Here is a 12,140-nt window from a genome sequence, read left to right on the forward strand (position 1 = left end):
TTACGGGGTTTAACAGGGCATCAGAAGCTGTAGCTCGCGCCTAACTGATAGGTTCGGTCACGTCCAATCCAGCAGTTGGTCGCATCGTAACAGGTCAACGTCTCTTTATTGGTGATGTTCTGCGCGCTCGCTTTCAGGGTCAGCCCTTCAAGCGAAGGCAGAATTTCGCCCATCCGATAGGATGCCGCCAGATCGTACTGCGTGGTGCCACCGAGTTTACCCGCGTCGTTCGCCGGTGAAATCTCCATCGGCCCGGTGTAGCGCGCCCCGGCCCCCAGCATCAATCCTTTCAGTGGCGTATTCTCAAAGGTGTAATCCCCCCACAGGTTGAATGCATTTTCCGGCACCTGCGTAGGGCGTTTGCCCTGATACTTATCGTCCTGCGTATTGATGGCGTGAGTGTATGCGTAGTTGGCAATCAGGTTCAGATTGTCTGTCGGACGGCCAATCACAGACAACTCCGCCCCTTTAGACTCCACTTCGCCGGTCTGACGATAGTTCAGGAAACCGGGATCGGAGGTGACGACATTCTTCTGGCGAATACTAAACACCGAGGCGGTAAAGGTGGTGGCGTACTCTGCCAGCAGATATTTCACCCCGCCCTCCACCTGCTTGCTGGTGGTCGGCTTGACTTCTTTCGCCGTCAGGGTTCCCTGCGGCGAGACCGGGGCAAACCCTTCTGAATAGCTGATAAACGGAGAGAGACCGTTGTCGAAGGCGTAGAGCGCGCCCAGTCGTTTGGTAACGCGATCCTGCGATACCCACGCCTTGTCGCCGTTATGCAGATAATCGGTGGTGACGGAGCGATAATCATCATAGCGCAGGCTGCCCAACAGATTTAAGCCGCCAAACTCCACCTGATCCTGCAGGTAATACCCATTCTGCTGATAGCTCAGACGGTTTTTCTGCGCGGTATACAGCCCCAGCGCATCCTCATGGACCTGTGAATAGTCCGGATTGCGCATATCAATCCCCGGTGTTGTCGAGGCATAGCGGTAGTGGAAGTGGGAATTCAGCTTTTGGTAATCAAACCCGGCCAGCAGATGGTGTTTCCACTCACCCAGCGCAACGGTTTTGGTCACCTGATTATCAATGTTGAAGCTCCGGAGATCTTCATCCGTGGTGTAGGCAAAGCGGTTAAGCTGGTTGACTTCACTGCCCGGCCCGGTTGCATAAATACTGCGCTGGTGGGTATCGATGTCAAAATAGCGTGCCTTCTGGTTAAAGCCCCAGCCGCTGTCAAATTCATGTTCAAAGCTGTAACCCAGCATCCACTGGCGCTGTTTAAACCCGCTCCATTCGTCGCCGGCATAATCTCGCTTGCCCGCATATTTCGAACGCAGCCAGGCGAGCGGCAGCGGGTTAGACGGCGTCAGGCTTGGGGAGTTTTGCGCCAGCGCATCAAGGGTGAGGCGCGTTTTGTTGTCCGGTTGCCAGGTGACAGACGGCGCAACCAGGTAGTTTTCATACCGGGAGGTGTGCGGCTGATCGTCACTCTCCGTCGCTTTCCCCAGCAGACGGTAGTTCCAGTCGCTATCGGCAATTTGCCCGGTCGAATCCAGATACCCCTCTTTCAGGTTACGGTTGCCGGTGTGAAAGCCCAGTTCGGTCCGGGCGGCTTGTTGCGGTTTTTTACTCTGAATATTCACCAGCCCACCCGGCGAGGCACCGCCGTACAGTACCGATGAGGGACCTTTGAGGATATCAACGCTTTCAACCAACAGCGGATCGATGCGGGCTTTGGTATTGCCGGTAACGTTATAGGGCAACTGCAGCCCGTTGTAGAACTCCTGATCGACGGTAAATCCGCGAATTTTATATTCGCTCATGTAGGAGGTGTTTCCGCGCACCTCGGTCGACACACCCGGTGCATAGCGCAGGATCTCATTCACGGAGTTCGCGTGACGTTTATCGATTTCCTGTGCCGACAGGGTATTGATCACCTGCGGGGTTTTACTCTCGGCAACGGCTGATTTGGTTGCGCTGTTCGTCCAGTCGGGCAGTACGCTGCCCTGCTCTGAGCCCGTGACTACGATGGTTGATTCTTCGGCAAACGCCTGTACCTGCAATGCCAGCGTCACGGCTCCTGCCAACGCGCATAACGTGAAACGAGAGGGGTTCATAAAGTCGTCTTGTGATTAAATGTAATCAGGAACGACAATTATTATCATTTCGATTAGCAAATCAATATGCACGTAAAAAAACGGCCCTCCTTGAGAGCCGTTTTAGTGAAGTTATGCCCGTCGCAGTAACCTGAAAATGCCCAGCACCACAATGGCACCCACGACAGCCACCAGGAAACTGTGCAGGTCAAAACCGCTGATGCTGCCACCAAAGCCAAACATCGTCGCCAGCCAGCCGCCTACAACCGCCCCCACGACACCGAGCACACACGTCAGTATGAAGCCGCCGCCATCATTTCCCGGCATGATAAGTTTAGCGATAGCGCCAGCAATTAGACCAAAGATAATCCAGGCGATAATACCCATAGCGATGCCCTCTTGCAGGTTTAATGCATGCGCAGAAAACCTTCTGCGCAGGTAACTTAAGTATAGGTCATCCCTGGAAAACTAATTTCATCTCACCGACTTATCTTCTCTGCAATCTGAAAAAAAACTCATCGGTTTGTATTAAGTTTCATTGTGCAGTGCCGATAACGCAAAGACAGTCTGTCATCTATCAAGGAGCCATCCGGCGTGAGTAATTACAGTGAGCAGTTCCTCAAGCAAAATCCGCTGGCTGTATTAGGGGTATTGCGTGACCTGCAAAAAGGTGAAGTGCCGCTGCGCATCAGCTGGTCAAACAATCAGTTCATCAGCAAGATCCTCGACGTCTCGCAGGAGCGACTGGTTATCGATCTGGGCAGTCAGGAGTATGAAAACCGCGCCGCACTGAAAGCAGAGAAACTCGCGGTGATGGCAGAGACCCACGGTGCAAAAGTGGAATTTGTGCTCCCGCGCCTCGAAATGAGCGAATACCAGGGTCTTCCCGCGTTTGTCACACCACTGCCTGCCAACCTGTGGTTTGTGCAGCGCCGGGAATATTTCCGCATCAGCGCCCCCCTTCACCCTGCCTATTTTTGTAAGGCTAAAATGCCGGACAAAAAAGAACTCCGCTTCCGCCTCTTCGACCTGTCGCTGGGCGGTATGGGCGCGCTGATGGATACGCCGAAACCTGACGGACTGGTCGAAGGCATGCGATTCTCGCAAATTGAACTGGATATGGCCGGCTGGGGACGGTTTTATTTTGATGCCCAGTTGATTGCCATCAGCGAGCGTAAGGTGGTGGACAGCAAAAACGAAACGATTACCACGCCACGTTTGAGTTTCCGCTTCCTGAACGTCGGACCCGGTTCAGAGCGCGAACTGCAGCGCATTATCTTTGCACTGGAGCGCGAAGCACGGGAACGTGCGAATAAAGTTCTGTGAGGAAAACGGGCAGCGTGACCGCCGCCCGCCTGCGGCATTACATGGCATCCATCGCTTTCTGTACTTTCCAGATGTAACGCGGAGCCTGTGGTGCCGGATGATTTTTCGCCACATGTTCAACGAATTCATCTTTGTCCATGCCGTTAATCTCTTCTATCGCCTCTTTACGGTCAGAGGAGAAGGTTCGCAACAGCGCCCCGGCCCCGTTGACGTAAGAGACCACCAGCGCGTATTGCATCACTTCCGGGTCGTCGATGCCCTTCAGTACGCCATGCTCCAGAATGCTGAGATAGGCTGTCCCCATGGAGATATTACGCTCCGGGTTCTTCAGCTCGCTGGTCGACGGCTGACCGCTCCAGCCCATGTAGCGGTAGACCTCTTTACCTGCGGTAGACGCTTTAAGCTGCATCAGCCCCACTGCGTTTGATTTGCTGACAAGCGTGGGATTACCGCCGGATTCAACGGCAATGATCGCGGTGATAAGACGCGGACTGACGCCCCATGCCTTCCCGGCTTGCTCGCTGATCGGCATCCACTGCATGGCCCGTTTCACCGGCACTTCCGGGTTCCAGGGCGGATTTTGATAGTCATGTCTGGAACTACAGCCCGCAAGCAACACAATCAAAAAAGCAAACCATCTCAATTTCACGTCATCTATCCTTATAGCCGGTCATCGCAGTGCGCCGCCCCTTGAAGCGGGCAGCGTATAAGCGGCATGATATAGACAATTAGTTTCTCATTCAGCAAGGAATTGCCATGTCTCAGTTTCATCTTATCGCACCGTCGGGCTACTGCATCAATCAGGACGCGGCACAACGGGGCGTTCAGCGCTTACTGGGCTTCGGCCACCAGGTAGAAAATCAGACGATTATCCCTCGCCGCCAGCAGCGTTTTGCCGGAACCGAGGCCCAGAGACTGAATGATATCAACAGCCTGGTGAACCTGAAGGGTGAGGATCGGATCGTGCTTGCGGTGCGGGGGGGCTACGGCGCGAGCCGGTTACTGGAGAGCATTGACTGGCAAGGTCTGGCACAGCGTCAACAGCAGAACCCGCTGCTGATATGCGGCCACAGCGACTTCACGGTGATCCAGCTTGGGCTACTGGCGCTGCATAACGTCATTACCTTCAGCGGCCCGATGCTGGCTGGAAATTTTGGTGCGCCGGCGCTCGATGCGTTTACCCTTGAGCATTTCTGGCGCGCACTGCGAAACCCAACCTACAGCATTACGTGGCAAGGCCAGGGACCGCACTGGGCCTGTGAAGGCCAACTCTGGGGCGGTAACCTGGCAATGCTGGTCTCGCTCATCGGTACGCCGTGGCTGCCGGACATCGAAGACGGCATTCTGGTGCTGGAAGATATTAACGAACATCCGTTCCGCGTCGAGCGCATGTTATTGCAGCTTTATCATGCCGGGATCCTTGAACGTCAGTCAGCAATTGTGCTGGGCAGTTTTAGCGGTGCGGCACCCAATGATTACGACGCCGGTTACTCCCTTGAAACGATGGTAGATTTCATCCGTTCCCGTCTCGATATCCCGGTTATCACTGGTCTGGATTTTGGCCATGAGCAACAAACCGTAACCCTTGCGCTGGGGGCACATGCGTCCCTGATACATGATGATTCAGGCAGTCGGTTAACAATAAGCGGTCATCCGGTCATGAAGGCATAAAAAAGCCGTTAAACCCCTTAATAAAACGCTGTTGCCGTGGTTAATATGTTAGGGTTTTAGTAACAGCGTTAACATTGAGGTGGGAGTAAGACAACATTGGATGCCGCAGCGATAATCAGCCTTTTCATTCTGGGTTCTGTGCTTGTAACCTGTAGTATATTATTAAGTTCATTTTCATCGCGTCTCGGCATACCTATTCTCGTTATTTTCCTTGCTATCGGCATGCTGGCTGGCATCGATGGCATCGGCGGTATCCCTTTCGATAACTACCCTTTCGCCTACATGGTGAGTAACCTCGCGCTGGCAGTGATCCTGCTGGACGGCGGGATGCGCACTCAGGCGAGCTCGTTCCGCGTCGCCTTAGGGCCGGCGCTGTCGCTCGCGACCGTAGGCGTATTAATCACATCCGGCCTGACCGGGATGATGGCCGCCTGGCTGTTCCATCTCAATATCATGGAAGGCTTGCTGATTGGCGCTATTGTCGGTTCAACCGATGCGGCGGCGGTCTTTTCCCTGCTTGGCGGTAAAGGGCTTAACGAACGTGTTGGCTCCACGCTTGAGATTGAATCCGGCAGTAACGATCCCATGGCGGTGTTTCTCACCATCACGCTGATTGAGATGATCCAGCAGCACGAAAGCGGGCTGAGCTGGATGTTTGCCTGGCATATCCTGCAGCAGTTTGGTCTGGGGATTATTCTTGGCCTCGGCGGCGGCTATCTGCTGCAGCAGATGATCAACCGGATTTCACTTCCCGCCGGGCTTTACCCTCTGCTGGCGCTGAGCGGCGGCATTCTGATTTTTGCCGTCACCACCGCGCTGGATGGCAGCGGCATTCTTGCCGTTTACCTCTGTGGCTTCCTGATGGGTAATCGCCCTATTCGCAACCGTCACGCCATTTTGCAGAACTTCGACGGACTGGCCTGGCTGGCGCAGATTGGCATGTTCCTGGTGCTTGGCCTGCTGGTTACCCCTTCAGACCTGCTGCCTATCGCCGTGCCGGCGCTGATGCTGTCGGCGTGGATGATCTTCTTCGCCCGTCCACTGTCGGTGTTTGCAGGCCTGCTGCCGTTTCGCGGCTTTAACCTGCGCGAGCGTATCTTTATCAGTTGGGTGGGTCTGCGCGGCGCGGTGCCAATTATCCTTGCCGTGTTCCCGATGATGGCGGGTCTGGATAATGCCCGACTGTTCTTCAACGTCGCATTCTTCGTTGTTTTGATTTCACTCCTGTTCCAGGGCACGTCACTCGGCTGGGCGGCGAAAAAGGCAAAAGTGGTGATCCCCCCCGTTGGCTGGCCCGTCTCCCGCGTCGGGCTGGATATTCATCCGGAAAACCCGTGGGAACAGTTTGTGTATCAGCTTAGCGAAGACAAATGGTGCGTGGGCGCGTCGCTGCGCGATCTGCATATGCCCGCCGAAACGCGGATTGCCGCGTTGTTCCGCGACAATGTTCTGCTTCACCCTACCGGCAGCACCCGTCTGCGTGAAGGGGATATTTTGTGCGTGATTGGCCGCGAGCGCGACCTGCCCGCGCTGGGTAAATTGTTCAGCCAGTCGCCACCGGTGGCGCTGGATCAGCGTTTCTTCGGCGATTTTATTCTGGAAGCGAGCGCCAAATTTGCAGATGTTGCCTTGATTTACGGTCTGGATGAAGGGCTGGAGTATCGCGATAAGCAGCAAACGCTGGGGGAAATTATCCAGCAACTGCTTGGCGCAGCACCCGTTGTCGGTGACCAGGTCGAGTTTGCCGGGATGATCTGGACGGTGGCCGAGAAAGAAGATAACGCGGTACGCAAAGTCGGCGTAAGGCCGATGGAAGAAGAGTCAGAGTAGTTTAGGTTTCGTGTCTTACTGGCCGGGGAAGGCGTTATCGCCCCCCCGGCACATCGCAGAGTTACACCGTCACAACCGGTACGCGCGGCGCCAGAGCGCACATCAGCTCATAGCCAACGGTCCCTGCAGCAGCGGCCACATCGTCAATTTTAATTTCATTTCCCCACAGCTCAACCGGTGAACCAATCCCCGCCTGCGGGCACGGCGTGAGGTCTACCGCCAGCATATCCATTGAGACCGTCCCCACGGTACCCGTACGCACGCCATCCACCCACACCGGCGTGCCGGTCGGAGCGATACGCGGATAGCCGTCGGCATAGCCTCCCGCCACAATGCCAATTCGCTGTTCGCCTGTCGCCCGGTAACGGCTGCCGTAGCCCACCGTGGAACCGGCCTTCAGCGTTTGTACGCCGATGATTTCGCTGCGCAGGGTCATCACCGGTTTCAGGCCGCTGTTAGCAATATCCTGCCACTGCCCTGACGGTGACGCGCCGTACAGAATGATCCCCGGACGTACCCAGCTGTAGTGCGCCTCCGGGTGCCACAGCGTGGCCGCCGAGTTAGAGAGCGAGCGCGAACACGCCAGACCTTCAGCCGCCTGCTCAATCCGCACCATCGCCTCGGCGATGCCATCGGGTTTTTCCGCGTCGGCAAAGTGCGCCATCAGCGTCATTTCGCCCACATTCCTGATGCCGCGCAGCTGTTGCCATACCGTATGTACCCGCTCGGGCTGGAAGCCCAGGCGGTTCATGCCGCTGTTCACCTTGAGATAAATGTCGAGCGGGGCATGCAGTCTGGCGTCCTGCAGGGCTTTAACCTGCCAGTTGCTGTGAATGCTGGTGGTCAGCCGGTACTTATCCAGCAACGGCAGATCGTCGGCATGGAAGAACCCTTCCAGCAATAAGATAGGGCCTTTCCAGCCGCGCTCGCGCAGCAAAATGGCCTCTTCCAGATTCAGTAACGCAAAACCGTCGGTCGCGCTGAGCGCGCTCCAGATGCGGTCAATACCGTGGCCGTAGGCGTTCGCTTTCACCACCGACCAGACGCGTGAACCTGGCGCAGCACGGCGAACAATCTGCAGGTTATCCTTCAGGGCCTGCAAGTCCAGCTGAGCCAGAACAGGACGGGACATGACAACTCCTTAGTTATGCGCGCCGTGCAGGTGCTGTGGACGCGAGGGGGTGAACCCAGATTGATAGCGCGCGGCACTTAAATCGTCAAACGGAATTGCCGGGGTGCGCCCGGAAATCAAGTCGCTCAACAGCTGACCTGAGCCACAGGCCATTGTCCAGCCGAGGGTGCCGTGTCCGGTATTCGTCCACAGGTTTTTGAACGGGGTGCGGCCCACAATCGGCGTGCCGTCTGGCGTCATTGGACGCAGACCGGTCCAGAACGTGGCCTGCTCGACAAAACCGCCGCGCGGGAAGAGATCGCCCACGACCATCTCCAGCGTTTCACGACGCGGCTGCAGCAGCTCGGTGTTGAAGCCGACAATCTCCGCCATGCCGCCTACGCGGATACGGTTATCGAAGCGGGTAATGGCGATTTTATAGGTTTCATCCAGAATGGTGGAGACGGGGGCGCCGCTGTCCTCTTTCACCGGGATGGTCAGGGAGTACCCCTTCAGCGGATAGACCGGAATGTCCAGAATGCCCTTCAGCATGGCGGTGGAGTAAGAGCCAAAGGCCATGACGTAGGCATCCGCTTTGATCACCTCTTCGCCGCACTTCACGCCGTAAATATTACCGCCTTCCGACAGCAATTTATCGACGGGCGTGTTAAAGCGGAATGTTACCCCTGCCTGCTCGCACATCTGCGCCAGACGCTGGGTAAAGAGCTGACAGTCGCCGGTTTCATCGTTGGGTAAACGCAGGCCGCCCGTCAGTTTGTGGGACACCTCCGCCAGCGCCGGTTCAACCTGTCCCAGCTGACTGGCCTCGAGGAGTTGATACGGAACACCGGCATCTTCCAGCACGGCGATATCGCGGGTGGCGTTTTCGTACTGTTGCGCCGTGCGGAACAGCTGCAGCGTACCGCCCTGACGGCCTTCGTACTCAATGCCGGTGGTGGCGCGCAAGGTTTTCAGGCAGTCACGGCTATATTCCGCCAGACGCACCATACGCCCTTTGTTTTCCATGTAATGGCGGGTGTCGCAGTTGCGCAGCATCTGCCACATCCACTTAAGCTGGAACTGCGTGCCGTCGAGGCTAATGGCCAGCGGTGCATGGCGCTGGAACATCCATTTAATCGCCTTCAGTGGCACGCCGGGAGCCGCCCACGGTGCCGCATAGCCCGGAGAGATTTGCCCGGCATTCGCCGCGCTGGTTTCCAGCGCAGGGCCTGGCTCACGATCGATAACGGTTACGTCATGCCCCGCCTGACTTAAATACCAGGCGCTGGTTACGCCAACCACACCACTTCCCAGTATGACAACACGCATAGCCACTCCATAATGTGCAAAAGAACAATCTTCTAATTACAGATTGATAACCTAGTTGAAAATATTATTCAACATACGACTTTTTTATGGTGACTTATCTCACATCTTCCCCTACTGGCGGGGAAAGGACTTATTTGGGATCTCCTGCTGCGCGTTATTTTTAACCAGCATAAAACTCTGCGTGAACCGCTTTTTTTACCGTATTGAAAACGGGAAATCGTAAAGAAAAAATTTCTGCTCCAGCACGCTTTTTAACACGTTGATCTATGCTTGAAAGGAGGCTCTCCAGACAGAGAGAGCACCCACAACGAGGGCGCGCTAATGGCTACTATTGATTCCCTGAACAAGGACAACACACGTCTCAGCGATGGACCCGACTGGACCTTTGAGTTGCTGGATGTCTACCTCGCTGAAATCGACCGGGTAGCAAAACTCTATCGCCTGGATACCTATCCTCACCAGATTGAAGTCATAACCTCCGAACAGATGATGGATGCCTATTCCAGCGTCGGGATGCCGATCAATTATCCGCACTGGTCGTTTGGTAAGAAATTTATTGAAACGGAACGGCTGTATAAACACGGCCAGCAGGGGCTGGCGTATGAAATCGTCATCAACTCCAACCCGTGTATCGCTTACCTGATGGAAGAGAACACCATTACCATGCAGGCGCTGGTGATGGCGCATGCCTGCTACGGGCACAACTCTTTCTTCAAGAATAACTATCTTTTCCGCAGCTGGACGGACGCCAGTTCGATCGTCGATTACCTGATCTTCGCCCGTAAATACATTACCGACTGCGAAGAGCGCTACGGCGTCGATGAAGTGGAGAAACTGCTCGACTCCTGCCATGCGCTGATGAACTACGGCGTAGACCGCTACAAACGGCCGCAGAAAATTTCCCTGCAGGAGGAGAAAGCCCGGCAGAAAAGCCGCGAGGAGTATCTGCAAAGCCAGGTGAATATGCTGTGGCGCACCCTGCCTAAGCGCGAAGAAGAGAAAGCTGTCGCTGAGGCGCGCCGCTACCCGTCTGAGCCACAGGAAAACCTGCTCTACTTTATGGAGAAGAACGCGCCGCTGCTGGAGTCATGGCAGCGTGAGATCTTGCGCATTGTGCGTAAGGTCAGCCAGTACTTCTATCCGCAAAAACAGACGCAGGTGATGAACGAAGGCTGGGCGACATTCTGGCATTACACCATCCTCAACCATCTGTATGACGAGGGGAAAGTCACCGAGCGGTTTATGATGGAATTCCTCCACAGCCATACCAACGTGGTGTTCCAGCCGCCTTACAACAGCCCGTGGTACAGCGGCATCAACCCGTATGCCCTCGGCTTTGCGATGTTCCAGGACATCAAGCGTATCTGCCAGTCGCCAACGGAAGAGGACAAATACTGGTTCCCGGATATTGCCGGTTCGGACTGGCTGGAAACGCTGCATTTTGCGATGCGCGATTTCAAGGATGAGAGCTTTATTAGCCAGTTTATGTCGCCGAAGATCATGCGCGATTTCCGCTTCTTCACCGTGCTGGATGATGACCGTAACAACTTCCTGGAAATTTCAGCGATTCATAACGAAGAGGGATACCGGGAGATTCGCTCTCGCCTCTCTTCCCAGTACAACCTGAGCAATCTTGAACCCAATATTCAGGTATGGAACGTGGATCTCCGCGGTGACCGCTCTCTGACGCTGCGCTACATCCCGCACAACCGTGCCCCGCTGGATAAAGGGCGTAAAGAGGTGCTGAAGCATGTGCATCGCCTGTGGGGCTTTGACGTGCTGCTGGAGCAGCAGAATGAAGACGGTAGCGTGGAGCTGCTGGAGCGCTGCCCGACGCGGATGAATACGCTGTAGTGCCGGCCTGAACCGAAACGCCCGCGTCAGGGCGAAAAAAAACCTCTCAGCTGAGAGGTTTTTTCTTTTAGCGGGTCTGGATGGCCAGATCACCCGGCAGCGTTTTTTGCATCCGGTGCCAGATTTCACCGGAGTCGCGGCCGTAGCGGCGCACGGTTTCATACACCTGATCGTGCTGACCGGTGGAACAGAGCTCGCTCAACTTGTGGTAAAAGCCAAGCGCCAGACTGCGGGCTTCCGGATTGGCAAAGTAGTGACGACCGATACGGGTATAGAGCCCTTTCATGCCGTTAAGGATGAGGCCGTAAATCGGGTTACCGGAGGCAAACGCCAGGCCGCGGAAGATGTTGTAATCAAGGGTGGCAAACGCATCCGCATGATCTTCCACCTGGTTGGCACTGGCCAGAACCTGGAGCGCATCTTCCGGGTGCTGACGGAAAGCCGTACGAATAAAGATGGTCGCGATATTGGTACGCACGGAGAGCAGATTATCAATCAGCTGCGGCACGCTTTCATGATCGAGGCGCGCCAGCGTTTCAAGAATATTCAGCCCGGAGGTTTCCCAGAAATTGTTTACTTTTGTTGGCTTGCCATGCTGAATCGTCAACCACCCATCACGCGCCAGTCGCTGGAGCACTTCCCGAAGCGTGGTGCGAGTGACGCCAATCAGTTCAGAGAGTTCGCGTTCAGCCGGAAGAATGGACCCTGCAGGGAAACGATTATTCCAGATGCTTTCAATGATGTACTCTTCCGCGAAACCCGCCGGGCTCTGCGCCTTAATGACCATAGTGAGATTTCCATTACACAGCTTTAGCAAATTGCACTCATCATACCAGAGGCTCGCAGAGGCAGATAGCGCAGCAGTGAGAGAAAAGAGGGATCGCCGTTTCATTTTTATGAAATTTACATTGCAGCCG

Annotated in this window: 10 protein-coding genes; 4 read left to right on the forward strand and 6 right to left on the reverse strand. The window is 55.4% G+C overall.

The genetic code is table 11. From position 1 onward, the window contains the following. Nucleotides 1–20: 20 nt before the first annotated feature. Nucleotides 21–2,123 carry a TonB-dependent siderophore receptor gene (locus ACMGG3_RS08985; RefSeq protein WP_414149802.1) on the reverse strand — a complete coding sequence of 701 codons (2,103 nt, stop codon included), beginning with the start codon at nucleotides 2,121–2,123 and terminating at the stop codon, nucleotides 21–23. 111 nt (nucleotides 2,124–2,234) lie between these two features. Then, a complete protein-coding gene (locus ACMGG3_RS08990) occupies nucleotides 2,235–2,489 on the reverse strand; it encodes a GlsB/YeaQ/YmgE family stress response membrane protein (protein WP_010432765.1) in 255 nt (84 codons plus the stop codon). 207 nt (nucleotides 2,490–2,696) lie between these two features. On the opposite strand from ACMGG3_RS08990, the gene ycgR reads away from it, so the two are divergent. Continuing rightward, nucleotides 2,697–3,428, forward strand: coding sequence for a flagellar brake protein YcgR (gene ycgR, locus ACMGG3_RS08995; protein ID WP_020883443.1), 732 nt, complete (start codon nucleotides 2,697–2,699; stop codon nucleotides 3,426–3,428). A gap of 37 nt (nucleotides 3,429–3,465) precedes the next feature. Here ycgR and emtA read toward each other — a convergent pair whose 3' ends face one another. Continuing rightward, entirely contained in the window at nucleotides 3,466–4,077 is a 612-nt protein-coding gene (gene emtA, locus ACMGG3_RS09000; RefSeq protein ID WP_014170571.1) for a membrane-bound lytic murein transglycosylase EmtA, read from the reverse strand. A 107-nt stretch (nucleotides 4,078–4,184) separates the two neighbouring features. Between emtA and ldcA the strand changes: the two genes are divergently transcribed. Further along, complete coding sequence (ldcA, locus tag ACMGG3_RS09005) at nucleotides 4,185–5,099, forward strand: muramoyltetrapeptide carboxypeptidase (protein WP_414149803.1); 915 nt, start codon at nucleotides 4,185–4,187, stop codon at nucleotides 5,097–5,099. 96 nt (nucleotides 5,100–5,195) lie between these two features. Then, nucleotides 5,196–6,929: a potassium/proton antiporter gene (locus tag ACMGG3_RS09010; RefSeq protein WP_014170573.1), complete on the forward strand. Its 1,734-nt coding sequence runs from the start codon at nucleotides 5,196–5,198 to the stop codon at nucleotides 6,927–6,929. Between the two features lie 61 nt (nucleotides 6,930–6,990). On the opposite strand, the gene dadX is transcribed toward ACMGG3_RS09010, so the two are convergent. Together dadX and ACMGG3_RS09020 are read right to left on the reverse strand one after the other, a co-directional pair. Then, nucleotides 6,991–8,061: a catabolic alanine racemase DadX gene (gene dadX / locus ACMGG3_RS09015; RefSeq protein WP_040017760.1), complete on the reverse strand. Its 1,071-nt coding sequence runs from the start codon at nucleotides 8,059–8,061 to the stop codon at nucleotides 6,991–6,993. A 9-nt stretch (nucleotides 8,062–8,070) separates the two neighbouring features. Then, complete coding sequence (locus tag ACMGG3_RS09020; protein WP_020883441.1) at nucleotides 8,071–9,369, reverse strand: D-amino acid dehydrogenase; 1,299 nt, start codon at nucleotides 9,367–9,369, stop codon at nucleotides 8,071–8,073. A 321-nt stretch (nucleotides 9,370–9,690) separates the two neighbouring features. Here ACMGG3_RS09020 and ACMGG3_RS09025 point away from each other — a divergent pair, with 321 nt between their 5' ends. Beyond that, nucleotides 9,691–11,223: a SpoVR family protein gene (locus ACMGG3_RS09025; protein WP_020883440.1), complete on the forward strand. Its 1,533-nt coding sequence runs from the start codon at nucleotides 9,691–9,693 to the stop codon at nucleotides 11,221–11,223. A gap of 67 nt (nucleotides 11,224–11,290) precedes the next feature. Here the strand turns inward: ACMGG3_RS09025 and fadR are convergent, their stop codons facing one another. Further along, complete coding sequence (fadR, locus tag ACMGG3_RS09030; protein WP_025203875.1) at nucleotides 11,291–12,010, reverse strand: fatty acid metabolism transcriptional regulator FadR; 720 nt, start codon at nucleotides 12,008–12,010, stop codon at nucleotides 11,291–11,293. Between the last annotated feature and the right edge of the window lie 130 nt (nucleotides 12,011–12,140).

The sequence above is a fragment of the Enterobacter sp. BNK-18 genome, assembly GCF_047456135.1.
Classification (GTDB): Bacteria; Pseudomonadota; Gammaproteobacteria; order Enterobacterales; family Enterobacteriaceae; genus Enterobacter; species Enterobacter ludwigii.